Genomic DNA, 16,946 nt, shown 5'->3' with positions numbered 1-16,946 from the left:
TGGTTTGGCGTAGGCGTCCAGTAGCGCCTGCAACCGGGCGGCGTGCTCACGCGGCAGATAGAACTCCCCTTCCAGCCCGCCGCCCTTGCCGGGGCGGACCCGCAGGAACCGCCGCCCGTAATCGGCCCGCTCATCGCGGTCCTCACCGTCGGGATCCAGCACGGCCCGCAGATAACGGCCCGCCTTGGCCACCTCCGCCGCACCCGTCTTGGCCGCCAGTTCCAGCAGGATCGGCTCGGCCAGGGCGGCCTGCTCATCCGGCAACCCGGAGATCGCCCCGCAGATGGCCTCTGCCACCCCCGCCGCCAACGCACCCGTAGCGAACTTCTCCCGCACGAGGGGCAGGCGGGCCAGCTCCACCGCCAACGTCAGCAGCCGGCCCGCACCGGCGACGGTCATCCCGCCCGAGGTGCGCAGCCAGCTACGGGTGGAGGCATGCCCATACTGCTTGGCCTGCCCCGCCCGATGCACCCGCCCCACCCGATCCGCAAGAGCAGACGTGATCCGATCCCGGGCGAACAACAACTCCTCGGCCTCGGCCAGGCAGATGTCCGCATCGTCGGGGACCGGCGCCAGCGCCAACGCCTGCGCCGACTCCCGCACCGAGGCCACCAGCACCCACGACGACCGGCCCCGGCGATTACCGGCATCATCGGCGGCCTCACCGCCCATGGTCCCGGTGGCGGTGGCCGTGTCGTTTTCCACAGTGTCGTCGCGGGCGAGCGAACCCTCCGTCGACCACAACGGAGAATCGGCAGTCAGCCGATCCCACCAGCCGTCATCGTCAATATTCGAACGACGAGGAGGAACAGGATCGAAGTCGAACAGATCCATCACATCTCCTCGCTCGAATTCGAAAACCTGTATTAATTTTTTCAGATGTCGCGCGAGCACGGCAAGCCGACGAGCCAATAAGGTGGAATCACAGGCCCGCGAATAGAATCGGACCTAATTGCCCGGCATGAGCTTTATGCAGGATTCATACCGGTACCAGCACTGATTGCATCCTCGTGCCGGTTCGCAGCGCCCCAGCTCCCCGTCCGGGCTCAGGCCGTGATCCGTTGGCTATGTTGATCTTTGAATAGCTTCACATCGAGGTTCAGGAGCCATCGCAGCATGTCCGAGTGGAATGACAAGATCATCGAGGAGTTCCGGGCGAACGGCGGCAAGGTCGGCGGGCCGTTCGAGGGAACGCCGCTGATCCTGCTGACGACCACGGGCGCCAGAACGGGCACCGCCCGGACGAACCCCGTCGCATGCCTGCGTGACGGGGACAGACTGCTCGTCTTCGCCTCCTACGCGGGCGCGCCGCGCCATCCCGACTGGTATCACAACCTGCTGGCGAATCCCACGGTAACCGTCGAGGTGGGCGACGGGACGGCGATCGAGACGTTCACCGCCACGGCCGTGCCGCTGGCCGGGGAGGAGCGCGACCGCTTCTACGCCCGCCAGGCCGAGCTGGTCCCGGTCTTCGCGGAGTACCAGACGCGTACCTCGCGCGTCATCCCCGTCGTGGCCCTCTACCCGGCGAGATCATGAGCGCCTACTGCGGCGATCCGGCCTCGTGGTCGGCCACGATGGCGTCGATGCGCGCGGCGAGCTTGTAGTCGAGGTCGGTCAGACCGCCGGCGTCGTGGGTGGTCAGCGTCAGATGCAGGGTCCGCCACCGGATGTCGATGTCGGGATGGTGGTTCAGCGCCTCGGCCTGTTCGGCGATGTCGTTCACGATCGCGATGGCCGTACGGAAGTCTCGGGCGACCACGGTCCTGCGGATCGTGTCCCCATCGCGGCGCCATTCGGAAGCGTCGTACATGAGATCAGGACATCACGAAACACCGCCGATTGTGTAGATTCGCCCGGGTGGACGAGCGGGTGGATGAGCTGCGGCGTGAGCTCTGCGAGTACGGTCGGCGGGCGGCGGCCCTCGGCCTGGTCATCGGCACATCGGGAAACCTGAGCGCCCGGGACGGCGATCTGGTCGCCGTCACGCCCTCCGGTGTGGCGCTCGACCGGCTGCGCCCGGAGGACTGCCCCGTGGTCGACCTCGAAGGGCGGGTCGTGGACGGGGAGCGCAAGCCCTCCTCGGAGACGCCGACGCATCTCGCGCTGTACCGGGCGACCGATGCCCGCGCGGTGGTGCACACCCATTCGGTCTTCGCGACCGTGGTCGCCTCGACCATGACCGAGCTGCCGCCGATCCACTACAACGCCCTGCTGCTCGGCGGCGCCGTCCGGGTCGCGGCGTACGCGACGTACGGCACGCCCGAGCTGGCGGACAACGTGATCGCCGCGATCAGGGACAGGCAGGCCGCCCTGATGGCCAGCCACGGCGCGGTGACGATCGGCGGCGGCCTGGAGCAGGCGTTCGAGGCGACGCGCCTGCTGGAGTGGCTGTGCGAGGTCTACGTCCGCGCTCTCGGGGTGGGCCGGCCCTCGGTGCTCACCGAGGACCAGCTCACCGCCGTCATCGAACGCGCTCTCGCCGGCTGACGAATCCGGCTAACCCAGTACGACCTTCCTGGCGAGGCCGAGCGGGAGACCGCCCGAGCCCGCGATCGTGTCATGGAAGGTCCGCAGGTCGCCCCCGTAGTCGGCCCGGATCCGCTCGATCTCCAGTGCCCCCGTGAGGTACGAGGGCGCCTGCGTGGGCCAGGCGCAGTAGCGGCTGACCTCACCGGCGGCCGTGCCCGGCGACAGCGACGCCTTCGTGGTGAGGAACTCCTCCGCCTGCTCGATCGACATGTCGTCGCAGTGCAGCGCGGTGTCCACCACGATTCGGGCGGCGCGCCAGATGCGGCAGTCGAGGTGGGCGAGCTCGGTCTCGGCCGTGTCGAAGTAGCCCTGCTCGTGCATGAGCTTCTCGACGTAGAGCCCCCAGCCCTCCACGAAGTAGGGCGTACGGAAGATCTTGCGGGCGCGGTGCGGGTTGCCGGCCATCCAGGACAGGTGCCAGTGGTGGCCGGGGTAGGCCTCGTGCACGCTGATCGAGGGCATCTGGGCGCGCGAGTTGGTACGCAGCCGCTGCCGCACCTGCTCCTCGGTGAAGCCGTCCGGCGTGTAGGGCACGAAGAAGACGCCATCCCGCGAGGACGACAGCGGCGGCGGGGCGAGGTAGCTGGCCACGGCGATGATGGGCCGCTGGAACTCCGGCGAGGGCTCGACCCGGCACACCTCCCCCTCGGGGAAGGTCACCAGCCCGCGCTCACGGACGAACTCACGCGCCCGCAGCGTCTCGGCCTCATACTCGGCGCGCATGGCCTCCAGGGTCGGCGGGTGGTCGTCCATGAGCGACTCCATCGCCTCCCGCCAGCTGCCGGAGCCGAGGCGGGCGGCGACCTCGGTCATCCGCGTGTCCAGCTCGGCCCAGGCCTGGCGGCCCTTCTCGTGCAGCTCCGCCGCGCCGTACCCGAGCATCTCCTGCTCGCGCAGCAGCGCGGAGTAGAGCTCCTCACCCATCCGCCAGGTGCCGTGGGCCTCGAAGCCCTCCAGGAAGCGCACCAGCCCGTCGAACGCGTCGGCGGCGGGCTCGGCGGCCGCGGCCAGCCGCGCCCGCAGGTCCGGGTCGCCGACCAGCGCGGGCAGCGTCCCGGTCAGGAAGCGGCGTCCCGTACGGGCCTGGTCGAGGCCGCGCTTGACCAGCAGGTCGGCGGCGAGATCGGGGTCCAGGTTGGCCTGGCAGGCGGCGAGCACTGCGGGCACCTCGGCCAGCCGCGCGACGGCGGCGTCGACCAGCTCGGCCTCCGGCTTGAGGCGCTGCTGGAACGGCGTGAACATCGACCCGAAGATCACCCCGAGGTAGGCGGCGGGTTCGCGCCGCCACTCCGGCCAGCGGGCCTGGGCGATCTCCCCGCGCAGATGCGCGGCGACCAGGTCCCTGTCGATCTCGTCTTCGGGGCTCTCGGGCGTCGCCTCCGACAGCTTGCGCAGCCACTCCTCGGCCGCCCGCTCCCGTGCGGTGAAGGCGGCCGCGCTGAGGTCGCCCAGCGTGCGGTCGTATCCGTCGGCCCCGAGGAGGGCCGCCCTGACCGGGTTCTCGGCCAGGTACCAGTCGATGAACTCGTCCACCAGCGTCATAGCGCCCGACTCTATCCGCGACACTTGTGTGGAAGCCCCCAGATAAGGAGCGATTGGTGCCCCTGCAGATCACCGGCGCCCCCAGCGACCCCGACCTGATCCGCCTGCCGTGGGACGTCCCCCTGGAAGAGTGGCCCGTCCACCACCTGGTGACGCTCCCCCGCGGCATCTCCCGGCACGTGGTGCGCTTCGCCCGGCTCAGCGGCCGGGTGTACGCGATCAAGGAGATCAGCACGCGGTACGCCAAGCGGGAGTACCAGCTGCTGTGGGACCTGGCCCGGCACGACGCGCCCGCCGTCGAGCCGGTCGCCGTCGTCACCGGGCGGACCGCCCCGGACGGCTCCGAACTGGACTCCGCCCTGATCACGCGGCACCTGCAGTTCTCGCTGCCGTACCGCGCGGTGCTGTCGGGCTCGGTGCGGCCCGACACGCTGATCCGCCTGCTCGACGCGCTCGCGGTCCTGCTCGTACGGCTCCACCTGACCGGCTTCTACTGGGGCGACTGCTCCCTGTCGAACACGTTGTTCCGCCGGGACGCCGGGGCCTTCGCGGCCTATCTGGTGGACGCCGAGACCGGCGAGCTCCATCCGGCGATCAGCGAGGGCCAGCGGTCACACGACATCGACGTGGCGCACGTCAACATCTACGGCGAGATGCTCGACCTGGAGGCGGGCGGCCTGCTCCACCCGACCATCGACCCGCTGGCCTTCGCCGAGCAGCTCGTCGAGCGCTACCACCGGCTGTGGGACGAGCTGACCGAGGACGAGATCATCGAGGAGGTCGACTGGCACCGGGTGGACCAGCGCGTACGGCGGCTCAACTCGCTCGGCTTCGACGTCGCCGAGATGATGGTGCGCCGCAAGGCGGGCACCTCCCGGCTGATCGTCCGGCCCAAGGTCGTGGACGCCGGGCACCACCAGCGGCGCCTGCTGCGCCTGACCGGCCTCGACGTGGAGGAGAACCAGGCCAGGCGGCTGCTCAACGACCTCGACTCGTTCCGCGTGTCGAACGGGCTGCGGCACGAGGACGAGGCGATCGTGGCCCACCGCTGGCTGGCCGAGGTGTTCCAGCCGGTGGTGAACGCGACCCCCGCCGATCTGCGGCGCAAGCTGGAGCCGGCCCAGCTCTTCCACGAGGTGCTCGACCACCGCTGGTACATGTCGGAGGCCGCCGGCAAGGACGTCGGCCTGGAGGCGGCGGTGCGGTCCTACGTGGACAACGTCCTGGTGCACAAGCCCGACGAGAAGGCCGTCATCGTCACCTCGGATCCCCTGTCTCCGTGACAAGACCCTCCAGATAGGCGGCGGCCTCCGGGATCCGGTCCTCGCCGAAGACACGGATGCCGTTCGACTCCAGCAGCGCCGTCGTCACACCCTGCCCCGGGGTGATCCTCCCCCGGTGGCTGCCGTCGTAGATCCGCAGCGACCCGCACGACGGGCTGCCCTCCTTGAGGATCGCGACCCGTACGCCGAAGGACCGGGCGACGGCGAGGGCCTGCTGCGCGCCGGACAGGAACGCGGCGGTCACGTCGTCGCCCTCCGGCGTCAGGATCCGCGCCGCGCCCGCCAGGACGGCCGCGCCGCCCGCGCCGCCCTCGATCTCGGCGGGCGGCCGGGGGACGGGCAGCCCGCCCTCGACCTCGGGGCAGAACCGCACCAACCGGCCCTCCTCGCGCCAGCGCGCCAGCAGTTCGTCGTCGCTCGTCTTCGCCCCGCCGTCGTACCTCACCCTGCTGCCGAGCAGGCAGGCGCTGACCAGAATGCGTTCCACGCCCCCATTCTGGCCGCTGCCGGGAGGTGAGCGCGCCATCCCCGGCGACATGAGGAAATTTCATGAAAATCGGGATTACCATTCCGAGAGGAAGAATTCTTATTCTTCCGGACTAATCCGTTTACCCGAGTCGTTTTCGGCCCGGGAAACCCCGTCATCTGCTCCTCTAGTGTTGGCCGCGCTGTACCGGCGAGGCGAGGAGTTACGGGTTGATCGGGATAGAGGACTGCCTTTCCGAGGCCATGTCGATCCCGGGGGCGCTCGGCGCCATTCTCGTGGACCACACCAGCGGCATGGCCGTGGCGGGAAAGGGGATCCCCGATCCCGGGCGGGCGGCCGCGGGGCTCAGCGAGGCGTACCGCGCCACGCTCGACGGAATCGCGCTGGCGTCCCAGGAGACGGGCTTCCGGATCGAGGACGTGATCGTCACCACGGGCACGGCCTATCACCTGGTGCGGCCCATGGAGATGATGTTCGACGGTCCGCTGCTGCTCTGCGTGCGCCTGGACGTGGAGCGGTCGAACCTCGCCCTGGCCCGGCGGCGGCTGCGCACGATCACCGACGAGCTGGTCGCCTCCTGATGGGAGCCTGACCGGTGGCCGCCCCGACTCTCGACGCCGTGCTCACCGGCCTCGCCCAGGACGAGGCCTCCGGCTCACTGCGGGTGGGCAAGGAGGGCACGGTCTACTACGACCACGGCCGGGTGTCGTACGTGGAGTGCGCGGCCACGCCCGGCGTGGAGGGACTCCTCGGCGCGTCGGGCCGGATCAGCGCGAGCGGGGTCCGGCACGCGCGGCAGGAGGCCGGTCCCGGCGGCGACGGCGGCGCGCTGCTCGTGGACGCGGGGGTGCTCAGCCGGGGCGAGCTGGAGTTCTGCGTGCTGTCCGCCACGCTCGACGCGGCCTTCTTCCTGCTCGCGCCGTCGAAGACGGTGAGGACCAGGTTCAAGGAGGGCGAGGCGCACTGGCTCGGGGTGCACTGGTTCTTCGACGTGCCGGGGCTGCTGCGCGAGTGCGCCAGGCGCCGGGCGCGCCTGGAGCGGGCGTGGCCGTCGGCCGAGCTGGACGCGCGGCCGGTGACGCCCCTGCGGCGGATCCCCGGCTCGCACGCGCTGCTCACCCGGCTGCAGTGGGAGCTGCTGCTCGCCGCCGACTCCACCGCCACGCCGGTCGAGCTGGCTCGCCGCCTCGGGCACCCGGCCTACTCCACGCTGCTGGCCGTACGGGAGCTCGCGGCGGCCGGCCTGGTGGTGACGGCCGAGACGGCGGCGCTGCCCAAGCGCACGCCCAAGCCGCTCCCACCGCAACCGAGGGAGCCCGGGCGCTCCACCTCGGAACTCCCGCAGGTGAACGCCGACGCGACCGACGTGAACCTGCTGCTCAGACTGCGTGACGCGCTGGAGGCGCTGTAGTGATCGGATGGCTCAAGCGGGCCGGAAGGGGTGTCTCGGTGGATCTGCGCCACGACATACACGAGGAACTGATCGTCCTGCGCGAACGGGCGCCCGAGATCACCGGAGCGCTCACGTGCACGATCGACGGCATGCTCGTGACCACGGACCTGGCCGCCGACACCGAGCAGACCGCGGCGCTCACGTCGGCGCTGCTGTCGCTGAGCCGGAAGATGACCGAGCTCGCCAGGATCGGGCGGCTGGAGGAGACGCTGATCTCCGGCACCCAGGGGCACACCGCGTGCTACGCCGCGGGCCCCACGCTCGTCCTCACCGTTCTCGCGGGCCAGGGAGCCAACCTCGGCCTGCTCCGGATCGAGGGACGCAGGGCGGCGGCCAAGATCGCCGCCATCGTCGAACGCGGATGACAACCCAGAACAGGAGAAGAGACATGGCGAACATGGACGTCTCCCTCAAGGAGATGCTGACCATCGACGGCGCGATCGGCGCGGCGGTGGCCGACTACGGGAGCGGGATGGCGCTGGGCACGCTCGGCGGCTCCAAGGACCTCGACCTCCAGGTGGCCGCCGCGGCCAACACCGAGGTGGTCAAGGCCAAGCTCCGCGCGATGGACGCGCTCAAGCTCAACGACGGGATCGAGGACATCCTCATCACGCTGGGCACGCAGTATCACGTCATCCGGCCGCTGACCGGCCGCGGCGGCAAGGGGTTGTTCCTCTACCTCGCCCTCGACCGCAACCGGGCCAACCTCGCGATGGCCCGGCACCAGCTCCGCGCGATCGAGGACAAGCTCGAGATCTGAAACCCCGTCAGCCCCGTCCGGTCAGCCCCGTGCGGTCAGCTCCGTGATCGCCTCCGCGATGACCGGCCAGAGCGGGCGGGGCAGATCGTGGCCCATCCCCGGGAAGGTCAGCAGCTTCGCGCCGGGGATGGCGTCCGCGGTCGCGGTCCCGCCTTCGAGGGTGACCAGCGGGTCGTCCTCGCCGTGGATCACCAGTGCGGGCACCGAGAGCCCGCGCAGCCCCTCCGTACGGTCCCCCGACCGCCGGATCGCGATGTACTGCCGGGCGGTGCCCGCGGGGTCGAAGGCCCGGTCGTATGCCTCGGCGGCCACCCGGGTGACGCGCTCGACGTCCATCTCGTAGCCGGGAGAGCCGATGACCCGCGCGGTCTCGACGGCGCGGGCGAGCGCCTCGTCGCGGTCCTGCGGGGCGGGCGCCGTCAGCGCCGCCATGGCCTCCTCGGTGGCACGCCCCACCCGGGGCCCGGGCGTGGACATGATCGAGGTCAGCGTGCGCACCCGGGCGGGATGGCGGATGGCGAGGTTTTGGGCGATCATGCCGCCCATCGAGGCGCCCACCACGTGGGCGCTCTCCCAGCCCAGCACGTTCATCAGGCCGGCGGTGTCGTCGGCCATGTCGTCCAGCGTGTACGACGCCGGGGGCGTGAGGTCGTCCGGCGGGGTGAAGTGGGTGGACAGGCCCGCGTCCCGGTTGTCGAACCGGACGACCCGGTGGCCCGACTCCACCAGCAGCCCGATCAGCTCCTCCGGCCAGCTGATCATCTGCGCCCCGAGCCCCATGATGAGGACGACCGGGCGTCCTCCGGGCTCGCCGAACACCTCGTAGCAGATCTCGATACCGTTCGCCGTCGCACGCATGCGAGCAGAATTTCATTCGGTTTGCCCTGCCGCAAGCGTTGCATGACCGGATATGTACGGTTGTGTGGTGTGATGTCGCAAATGACTCGCCGACGGCGGATACTCGTCCTTCTCATCTGCTGCATGAGCCTGCTGATCGTGTCGCTCGACAACACGATCGTCAACGTCGCCCTGCCGGCGCTCGGACGCGACCTGCACGCGCCGGTCTCCGGCCTGCAGTGGACGGTGGACGCCTACACGCTGACCCTCGCGAGCCTGCTCATGCTCGCCGGCTCGACGGCCGACCGTATCGGCCGCCGCCGCACGTTCCAGATCGGTCTGGTGATCTTCACGGCCGCGTCGCTGCTGTGCAGCCTCGCCCCGAGCCTGGGCTGGCTGGTGGCCGCCCGGATCCTCCAGGCCGTGGGCGGGTCGATGCTCAACCCCGTGGCCATGTCGATCATCACGAACACGTTCACCGACCGCAGGGAGCGGGCGCAGGCCATCGGCGTGTGGGGCGGCGTGGTCGGCGTCAGCATGGCGCTCGGACCGGTCGCCGGCGGCCTGCTCACCGACACGGTGGACTGGCGGGCCATCTTCTGGATCAACGTGCCCATCGGCCTGCTCGCGCTGTTCCTGACCTGGCGGTACGTCCCCGAGTCCAAGGCGCCCTCGGCCCGGAGGATCGACCCCGTCGGGCAGGTGCTGGTCATCGTCCTGCTCGGCACGCTCACGTACGGGATCATCGAGGGCCCGGCCGCGGGCGCCGCCGTGAGCGCGGCCTGCTTCGCCGTCGCGGCGGCGGCCCTCGCCGCGCTGGTCGTCTGGGAACTGCGCAGGCCGGAACCGCTCATCGACATGCGCTTCTTCCGCAGCGCGCCGTTCTCCGGCGCGGCCGTCATGGCGGTGGCGGGGTTCGCCGGCCTGGGGGCCTTCCTGTTCCTCAACACGCTCTACCTGCAGAGCAACCGCGGGCTGTCCGCCCTCGCCGCGGGGCTGTGCACGCTGCCGGTCGCCGTGATCACGACGATCGTGGGGCCGCTTTCCGGCCGGCTCGTCGGCACCCGCGGCCCGCGCGTTCCGCTCGTGGTCGCGGGCGTGTGCCTGGCGGCCGCCGGGACGCTGCTGTCCCAGGTGACCCTCACCACGCCCCTCCCCCTGCTGCTCGGGATCTACGCGGTCTTCGGCGTCGGGTTCGGCATGCTCAACCCCCCGATCACCAACACCGCGGTCTCCGGGATGCCGCTCGCGCAGGCGGGGGTGGCCGCCGCCGTCGCCTCGACCAGCAGGCAGGTCGGCCAGTCCCTCGGCGTGGCCATCGCGGGGTCCATGGTCTCCGGCGCCGTTTCCAGCACTGTCTCCGGCGCCAACGCCGCCTTCGTCCCGGCCGCGCACGCGGCGTTCCGCGTCAACGCGCTGTACGGGCTGATCGTGCTGTCGGTCGCCCTGGCGACGACCGGCCGCTGGGCCAGGCGTACGGCGGAGCGCACGGCGGCCCGGCTGTCGGAGAATCCGCAGGTCACCCTGTCACAGGGGTGAAACCGGCACTAAGTAGGTGTTTAAAGGTCATACCTGGCGAAAGACTCTCTATCGGACATAAAACCGACTGAGTGAGGAGAGACACCTTGAGCGTCAACCCTTCCTCCAAGATGCGTGAGAGCAGCCAGCCCTGGCTCCACCAGAGGGGCACCGAGATACAGGCGTTCGGGACGGTGCGCGACTTCCCGGTCGGGATGCCGAGGGAGACCCGCGAATACTCCTGTCAGCGGCTCAACCAGATCCTGGCCGACACGCAGATCCTCTACAACCTGTACAAGAAGCACCACTGGCTCATGCGGGGGCCGACCTTCTACCAGCTGCACCTGCTCCTCGACAAGCACGCGGGCGAGCAGCTGCCGATCATCGACGCGATCGCCGAACGCATCCAGACGCTCGGCGGCGTCGCGGTCGGCGATCCGCGTCAGGTGGCGGAGATGACCGTGATCCCGCGGCCGCCGGACGGCGTGGAGGAGGTGCCCGCCATGCTCTCCCGGCTCCTGGAGGCGCACGAGACGATCCTGGTCGCGGCGCACGACGCCGCCTCCCGTGCGGCCGAGATGGGCGACGACGGCACCAACGACCTGCTCGTCTCCGAGGTCATCCGGACGGGCGAGCTGCAGGCGTGGTTCCTCGCCGAGCACCTCGTGGACACGCCGCTCATCCGCGCCTGACCCGCGCTTCCCGCCCGGGCGTCATCCCGTGACGCCCGGGCGGCCGTTCTCGATGTGTCCCATCAGCCGCCGGGCGAACCGATCGTGCCCGGTCACGCCGACCGTCAGGTCGTACCACCCCGTCGGCGCGGGCCACTCCACGTGCACCGTGTCCCCCGCCGCGATCGGGACCGTACGCGCCGCTCCGCCGTAGGCCAGCGGGGTGAACGACACCTCGGCGGGGATCCCGCTCCGGTTCGTCACCGTGAGCGACACGGCGCGGGCGGCGGCGTCGATCGCGCCGGTCACCTCCACCGGGTCGGCCGTCCCGCCGCGGAACTCCCGGCGGAACCCGTTCGGCCCGACGACCAGCAGGTCGTAGGCCGGGCCGGGGAAGTAGACCACCTCCTCCGCCGTGCCGAGCACGTCGAAGTGCGCCGGCTTGGCCAGCTCGCCCAGGTGGCCGTACAGGATGAAGTGGGCGGAGGCCGTCCCGGAGTTGCGCAGCGTGATCTCCACGGACCGCCCGCGTACGACGGCCTCGGCGTCCGGCTGGTACGGCAGCGCGCGGGCGGGCTTGACCCCCGGCTCCTGGACCGGCATCCGCTGCTCGTCGGGGACCCGGGGATACCATCGGTCCCCCGCCGGAACCGGGCGCGGCGCGGCGACGGCCGCAACGGGAGGCGGAGCCGCCGGCGTGGCGAAGTCGAACGCCGAGGTGAGGTCGCCCGCCACCCGGCGCCGCCACTCCCCGATCGGAGCCGCGATCCCGAAGCGGCGCTCCAGGAACCGCACGGTCGAGGTGTGGTCGAACGTCTCCGAGCAGACGTGGCCGCCCACGCTCCACGGCGACACGACGATCATGGGAACGCGGATGCCGAGGCCCAACGGCCGCCCCCCGACGAACTCGTCCGGGGTGCCGTCGGGCGGGACCGGCGGCGGCACGTGGTCGAAGAAGCCGTCGTTCTCGTCGTAGGTGACGAACAGGGCGGTCCGCGCCCAGACCTCGGGATGCGACCCCAGCGCGTCGAGCAGCCGGTAGAGGATCTGCCCGCCCTCCACGGGCGACGACCCCTCGGGGTGCTCGGAGTCGGCCAGCGAGGGCACGACGTACGACACCGCGGGCAGGCGTCCGGCGGCCACGTCGGCGGCGAACCACTCCCCGAGGCCGCCCGCGGGGGCGCGGCGCAGCGCCCGGTCGTAGAGGTCGCGGTCGGCGGGCTCCAGGGCGGCCACCCGCCGGTCCAGCTCCGCGAGCAACGGCGCCGGGTCCTCCGCCGCCCGGACCTTCTCGTAGAAGGAGCGCATGCTCCCCAGCCCGATGCGGTCCGTCACGGCCATGAACGGCCGGAAGAACTCGAGGTTGTTGCACTCGTAGTTGTCCCACTCCTGGTACACCTGCCAGGTGTGCCCGGCCCGCGTCAGCAGCTCGGGCACGGTGACCCAGTCGTAGCCCGGATGCCCCTCCGCCCCCTCGGACGCGACGTTGTCCAGCGCGCGCTGCCGGGTGCCCGGCTCGTACCCTGTGTGACCCGTCATGTGGTAGTTGCGGTTGGGCGTGGTCGAGGTCAGCAGCGAGCAGTGGTAGGCGTCGCAGATCGTGAACGTGTCGGCCAGCTCGTAGTGGAAGGGCAGGTCGAGCCGGTCGTAGTAGGCCATCGAGCCGGGCCCTTTGTTGGGCACCCAGGCGTCGTTCCAGCCCATGGCCCAGGCGTTCTGGGTGCCGAGCCACGTGTGGTCGTGCGTGTCCAGCAGCATCGGGTCCGCCCCGGCCCGCTCGGCCGCCTCCCGCACGGAGAAGGGCAGCACGCCGTCCTGCTCGAAGATCGGCCGCCAGGCCCGGGTGGACACGGCGTTGCGGTCCCCGAATCCCCGCACCCCGCGCATCCGGCCGAAATAGTGGTCGAACGAGCGGTTCTCCAGCATGACGAAGACGACGTGCTCGACGTCGGCCAGGCTCCCCGGCGGAACCGGACGGGCCAGCGCCCGGAGCAGGGAAGGCGGCAGCGAGGATCCGGCCGGCATGGGCGTCCCTTCACAGGATTCAGGCGAAACGCCCACAACCTAACAGCGAGGTGTCCTCACACGAGTACGCGCCTGCGCGTCCCCGCGGGCGGCGGCAGGTGCACACGGGCCAGTTCGCGCAGCGCGCGGGCGGCCCCCGCGCGGCGGGCCAGGGCGAGGGACCGTCGCGCGAGGTCGGCCGCCTGTTCCCGCTCGTGCGCCTGCGCGTACGCGTGCGCCTGGCGGGCCAGCACGTACGCCGCGAGGTAGGCCGGTGCGGCCGGCGCGGGCTCCCCCTCCAGCAGCTCGATCGCGCCGCCCGGCCGGCCGAGGTCGACCAGGCAGCCCGCGCACAGCTCCGTCCGCGTCTCGCCCGGCTCCTCCAAGCGCTCCTGCAGGCGCTCCTCGAGGCACTCCTCCAGGCAGCGGTGGCACAGCTCCACCTCACCCGTCAGCGCGTGCGCGCGGGCCTCCTGCCGCCGGGACAGCGTCCCCACCTCGGCCGGGACGCCCGTACGCGCACGTGCGGCCACGGCCGCCTCGACGATCTCGCCCGGCTCCGCGGCGTCGATCAGCTCGGCCCGCTGGACCAGCGCCAGGACCTCGGTGAGGGTGTCGCCGGTCTCGCGCGCCTCGCGGATCGCGCGGTCCGACCAGGCCCGCGCGCCGGGCGCGTCGCCCGCCTCGTGCTCCATGCGGCTGATCAGCTCCGCGTCCCGCGTCGCGAGCGTCTGCAGCGCCCGCCGTACGCGCGGCGCGGCGTCCCCGCGGAACGCCTCGACCCCCGCGAAGACCGGCCCCAGCGCGGCGGCGAGGTCGGCGGGCCTGCCGTCCGGCGCGACGCAGGCGCCGGTCAGGGTCTCGAAGTAGCGGACCGTGCCGGCGTCGGCGCGGGACGGCCGCTCGACGGCCCGCCCGACGCGTTCCTCCTCCTCTTCGGGGAAGAGCCCGGGCAGCAGCGGAATGCCGGTGACGTGGTGCCACCGGGTCGTGCCCGAGGACGCGCCGACGAACAGGGCCGCCTCGTCCACGCCGAACACCCGGCACAGCAGCTCCGCATGGCGGGCGTCCGGCCGCCGCTCCCCCTCCTCCCACGTGCGGACCGCGTCCGCGGGCAGCCGGGGTTCGGCCTCCCCGGCGGCTTCGGTCAGCCGTCGTCCCAGATCGCGGCGGCTCCACAGCCGGCCGCGGCGCAGCGCGCGCAGCCGTGCGGACCACAGCGGGACGTCAATAGTGATCATCAGCGGCACCCCCCGGTTCTGTCGGTGCCGAGCGCTATGTTTGCGGCGTGCTGACCCGCCGCGAGCTCAACCGCGCCCTGCTCGACCGCCAGATGCTGCTGCGCCGCCAGGACGCGAAGGCCATCGCCGCGATCGAGCATCTGGTGGGCATGCAGTCGCAGGCTCCTCTCTCACCCTACGTCGGCCTGTGGAACCGTCTGGTGGACTTCCGGCACGAGGACCTGGCCGATCTGCTCACGAGCCGCGCCGCCGTGCGGATCGCGTTGATGCGCGGCACCATCCACCTCGTCAGCGCCGAAGACTGCCTGGTCCTGCGCCCGGTCATGCAGCCGCTCCTCGACCGGTTGCTGCGCACGTCGTACGGCAGGCGGCTCGACGGGGTGGACCTCGGCGAGGTGGCGAGCGCGGCCCGCGCCCTGATGGAGGAGCGGCCGCTGAGCTTCGCCGAGCTGGAGGAGCTGCTCGGCGAGCGGTGGCCGGGCCGCGACGCGCTGGCCCAGGCCGTACGCGCGGTCGTGCCGCTGGTGCAGGTCCCGCCGCGCGGAGTGTGGGGCGCCTCGGGCCAGGCCCGGCACGTCCCCGCCGAGTCGTGGCTGGGCCGTCCGCTCGGCGACGGCTCGGCCGCGGGCGACATGGTGCTGCGTTACCTGCGTGCCTTCGGGCCGGCGTCGGTGAAGGACATGCAGACCTGGTCGGGCCTGACCGGGCTGCGCTCCGTGGTCAAGGGGCTCGACCTGGTCACGTACCGGGACGAGAACGGGGTGGAGCTGTTCGACCTGCCCGGGGCGCCGCTGCCCGGCGCGGACGCCGAGGCGCCGGTGCGGTTCCTGGGGGAGTTCGACAACCTGCTGCTCTCGCACGCCGACCGGACGCGGGTGATGACCGAGGAGCACCGCTCGCGGGTCTTCACGGTCAACGGGATCATCCGCGCGACGATCCTGGTCGACGGTTTCGTCGCCGGACTGTGGCGAATCGAACGGGGGCGGATCGGGCGGGCCGGGGAGACCGCCGTCCTGGAGATCGAGCCGTTCGGGCCGATGAGCGCCGCCACCCGCGACGCGCTGGCCGCCGAGGGTGAGCGCCTGCTGGAGTTCGCGGCCGGCGACGCCCCCGCGCGCGACATCACCTTCCTGGGGTAGAACCCACGGAGTGGAGACGCTCTCGGTGGCGGTGGACGCGCAGGCGAGCCCGGATCGGGTGTTCGCCCTACTGACCGACTGGCCCCGGCACCACGAGTGGATGGTGCTGACCCGGGCATGGGTGGTCGCCGGTGACGGCCGCAGCAGGGGGAGCCGGCTCGCGGCGGCCACCGGGGTCGGTCCGCTGTCGTTCGTGGACACGATGGACGTCACCGGCTGGCGGCCCCCGCACGAGGTGGAGGTCCGCCACACGGGCCGGGTCGTGCGCGGCGTCGGACGGTTCCACGTGCTGCCCCGCCCCGGCGGGGGAAGCAGGATCATCTGGGAGGAGCAGCTCCACGTGCCCTTCGGCCGGGCCGGGCGGATCGGCTGGCGGGTCGCCGGGCCGGTGAGCGCGATCTTCCTGCGCCTGTCCCTGCGCCGCCTCGCCGCGCTCGCCCTGCGCGCCTGACCGAGCCTAACCGAGCGCCATGTCGAAGAACCGGCGCTCCAGGGCCGTCGCCCGGCGGAAGACGTCGAGCACCCGGGCCCGCCCGTTCTCGTCGAGGGCGGGACCGAGCCGGTCGAGCTCGCCGCGCAGGAAGCCCACCCACGCCTCGAACTCCGGACCGCTGTGCAGCTCGATCCACTCCCGGTGGACGAAGCCCTCGGGCGGCTCGGTGGTCCGCGAGGCCCAGCCGAGGTAGGTCCACTCCGCCACGCACAGCACCGCCAGGATCCCCGGATAGTCCTGGCCGCGGCGCACCTCGTCCATCAGCGCCCGGAACTCGGCCGTCACCGGCTCCAGGGCGGGCGGGTTCGGATCACCCCCGAGGGCGTCGAGCGCGCGGTGGAAGTAGCCCCGCTCGGTGTCGGCGACGGTCTGCCCGAGGAAGCGGCCCACGGCCACCCGCGCCTCGAAGTGGTCGGCGGCGGCGACCGCCGCGCCGAGCAGCGCCGTGAAGGCGTCCACGAACTGGAAGTCCTGCTCCAGGTAGCGGCGCATGTCGGCGGTGCCACCACGGATCGCCGCGGCGAAGGGGTGGGTGACCACCTCCGACCAGTCCGGCTCGCTCTCCGACCGCAGCCACTCGCTGAACGGCGTGCTCGATCCCTCGGTCATCCGCCACCTCTCCCCGTGTCCCGGCGTGAACGTTTCACGATGATCTCAAAGGACTCCCGTCCTTCTCCACCTGCCCAAGCGGGGTGAGCGCCCGGGCGGCCCGCGGACCCGGGCGGGCGAGGTCGTTGACCGGTGGTCAACAGGTCCGTAATTTGATGCCTGTTGTTCCTCCTCATGAATGCTGTTCGCATTCTTGAACGCCCCCTGCGGGATCAGGAGTAACCCCCTCGGTCAGGGGTCCTGCACGACATGCAAGGAGCTCGGCTTTGAGAACCACAACCAGAACCGGAGCCGGGGTGATCGGCACCGTCGTCGGGGTCGCCGCCCTGGTCGGCGGCGTCTTCACCGGCGTCTCCAACGCGGCGCCCAGCGCGGGT

At 71.6% G+C, this 16,946-nt stretch carries 19 protein-coding genes; 11 read left to right on the top strand and 8 right to left on the bottom strand.

Annotated features, from left to right (window positions below):
* A partial coding sequence (locus AAH991_RS38705) for a DUF222 domain-containing protein (RefSeq protein ID WP_346230932.1) occupies window positions 1–834 on the bottom strand: 834 nt, incomplete at its 3' end.
* A 282-nt stretch (window positions 835–1,116) separates the two neighbouring features.
* Between AAH991_RS38705 and AAH991_RS38700 the strand changes: the two genes are divergently transcribed.
* Window positions 1,117–1,539 carry a nitroreductase/quinone reductase family protein gene (locus AAH991_RS38700; protein WP_346230931.1) on the top strand — a complete coding sequence of 141 codons (423 nt, stop codon included), beginning with the start codon at window positions 1,117–1,119 and terminating at the stop codon, window positions 1,537–1,539.
* A gap of 4 nt (window positions 1,540–1,543) precedes the next feature.
* Here the strand turns inward: AAH991_RS38700 and AAH991_RS38695 are convergent, their stop codons facing one another.
* Window positions 1,544–1,813 (bottom strand): 4a-hydroxytetrahydrobiopterin dehydratase, encoded by a 270-nt coding sequence (locus tag AAH991_RS38695; RefSeq protein ID WP_346230930.1) that lies wholly within the window; start codon window positions 1,811–1,813, stop codon window positions 1,544–1,546.
* 47 nt (window positions 1,814–1,860) lie between these two features.
* Between AAH991_RS38695 and AAH991_RS38690 the strand changes: the two genes are divergently transcribed.
* A complete protein-coding gene (locus AAH991_RS38690) occupies window positions 1,861–2,490 on the top strand; it encodes a class II aldolase/adducin family protein (protein WP_346230929.1) in 630 nt (209 codons plus the stop codon).
* 9 nt (window positions 2,491–2,499) lie between these two features.
* Here AAH991_RS38690 and AAH991_RS38685 read toward each other — a convergent pair whose 3' ends face one another.
* Complete coding sequence (locus AAH991_RS38685) at window positions 2,500–4,074, bottom strand: DUF885 domain-containing protein (protein WP_346230928.1); 1,575 nt, start codon at window positions 4,072–4,074, stop codon at window positions 2,500–2,502.
* Window positions 4,075–4,130: 56 nt separating this feature from the next.
* On the opposite strand from AAH991_RS38685, the gene AAH991_RS38680 reads away from it, so the two are divergent.
* Complete coding sequence (locus AAH991_RS38680; protein WP_169987890.1) at window positions 4,131–5,357, top strand: DUF4032 domain-containing protein; 1,227 nt, start codon at window positions 4,131–4,133, stop codon at window positions 5,355–5,357.
* Here AAH991_RS38680 and AAH991_RS38675 read toward each other — a convergent pair.
* A complete protein-coding gene (locus AAH991_RS38675; protein WP_346230927.1) occupies window positions 5,332–5,844 on the bottom strand; it encodes a 2-thiouracil desulfurase family protein in 513 nt (170 codons plus the stop codon). The two genes, AAH991_RS38680 and AAH991_RS38675, sit on opposite strands and share 26 nt — an antisense overlap.
* 209 nt (window positions 5,845–6,053) lie before the next feature.
* Here AAH991_RS38675 and AAH991_RS38670 point away from each other — a divergent pair, with 209 nt between their 5' ends.
* From AAH991_RS38670 to AAH991_RS38655, 4 genes are read left to right on the top strand one after another with little or no spacing between them, the layout of a single operon-like run.
* Window positions 6,054–6,425: a roadblock/LC7 domain-containing protein gene (locus AAH991_RS38670; RefSeq protein ID WP_346230926.1), complete on the top strand. Its 372-nt coding sequence runs from the start codon at window positions 6,054–6,056 to the stop codon at window positions 6,423–6,425.
* A gap of 14 nt (window positions 6,426–6,439) precedes the next feature.
* Entirely contained in the window at window positions 6,440–7,255 is an 816-nt protein-coding gene (locus tag AAH991_RS38665; RefSeq protein ID WP_346230925.1) for a MarR family transcriptional regulator, read from the top strand.
* 38 nt (window positions 7,256–7,293) lie between these two features.
* Complete coding sequence (locus tag AAH991_RS38660; protein ID WP_346230924.1) at window positions 7,294–7,662, top strand: roadblock/LC7 domain-containing protein; 369 nt, start codon at window positions 7,294–7,296, stop codon at window positions 7,660–7,662.
* A gap of 23 nt (window positions 7,663–7,685) precedes the next feature.
* Window positions 7,686–8,057, top strand: coding sequence for a hypothetical protein (locus AAH991_RS38655; protein ID WP_346230923.1), 372 nt, complete (start codon window positions 7,686–7,688; stop codon window positions 8,055–8,057).
* A gap of 21 nt (window positions 8,058–8,078) precedes the next feature.
* Here AAH991_RS38655 and AAH991_RS38650 read toward each other — a convergent pair whose 3' ends face one another.
* Complete coding sequence (locus tag AAH991_RS38650) at window positions 8,079–8,915, bottom strand: alpha/beta fold hydrolase (RefSeq protein WP_346230922.1); 837 nt, start codon at window positions 8,913–8,915, stop codon at window positions 8,079–8,081.
* Between the two features lie 42 nt (window positions 8,916–8,957).
* Here AAH991_RS38650 and AAH991_RS38645 point away from each other — a divergent pair, with 42 nt between their 5' ends.
* A complete protein-coding gene (locus AAH991_RS38645; RefSeq protein ID WP_346230921.1) occupies window positions 8,958–10,433 on the top strand; it encodes an MFS transporter in 1,476 nt (491 codons plus the stop codon).
* Between the two features lie 110 nt (window positions 10,434–10,543).
* Entirely contained in the window at window positions 10,544–11,104 is a 561-nt protein-coding gene (locus AAH991_RS38640) for a Dps family protein (RefSeq protein ID WP_346230933.1), read from the top strand.
* 21 nt (window positions 11,105–11,125) lie between these two features.
* Here AAH991_RS38640 and AAH991_RS38635 read toward each other — a convergent pair whose 3' ends face one another.
* Window positions 11,126–13,108: a phosphocholine-specific phospholipase C gene (locus tag AAH991_RS38635; protein WP_346230920.1), complete on the bottom strand. Its 1,983-nt coding sequence runs from the start codon at window positions 13,106–13,108 to the stop codon at window positions 11,126–11,128.
* A 56-nt stretch (window positions 13,109–13,164) separates the two neighbouring features.
* Complete coding sequence (locus AAH991_RS38630; protein WP_346230919.1) at window positions 13,165–14,328, bottom strand: hypothetical protein; 1,164 nt, start codon at window positions 14,326–14,328, stop codon at window positions 13,165–13,167.
* A gap of 47 nt (window positions 14,329–14,375) precedes the next feature.
* Here AAH991_RS38630 and AAH991_RS38625 point away from each other — a divergent pair, with 47 nt between their 5' ends.
* Both AAH991_RS38625 and AAH991_RS38620 read left to right on the top strand, forming a co-directional pair.
* Window positions 14,376–15,467: a winged helix DNA-binding domain-containing protein gene (locus AAH991_RS38625; RefSeq protein ID WP_346230918.1), complete on the top strand. Its 1,092-nt coding sequence runs from the start codon at window positions 14,376–14,378 to the stop codon at window positions 15,465–15,467.
* A gap of 10 nt (window positions 15,468–15,477) precedes the next feature.
* On the top strand, window positions 15,478–15,918 hold the full coding sequence (locus tag AAH991_RS38620; RefSeq protein ID WP_346230917.1) for an SRPBCC family protein: 441 nt from the start codon (window positions 15,478–15,480) through the stop codon (window positions 15,916–15,918).
* 6 nt (window positions 15,919–15,924) lie between these two features.
* On the opposite strand, the gene AAH991_RS38615 is transcribed toward AAH991_RS38620, so the two are convergent.
* Window positions 15,925–16,569 (bottom strand): TenA family protein, encoded by a 645-nt coding sequence (locus AAH991_RS38615; protein WP_346230916.1) that lies wholly within the window; start codon window positions 16,567–16,569, stop codon window positions 15,925–15,927.
* Window positions 16,570–16,946: the final 377 nt, after the last annotated feature.

The organism is Microbispora sp. ZYX-F-249, from assembly GCF_039649665.1.
GTDB classification, from domain to species: domain Bacteria; phylum Actinomycetota; class Actinomycetes; order Streptosporangiales; family Streptosporangiaceae; genus Microbispora; species Microbispora maris.
Note: the sequence above shows the minus strand (reverse complement) of the source record. Positions and strands in the feature narration are given on the sequence as shown.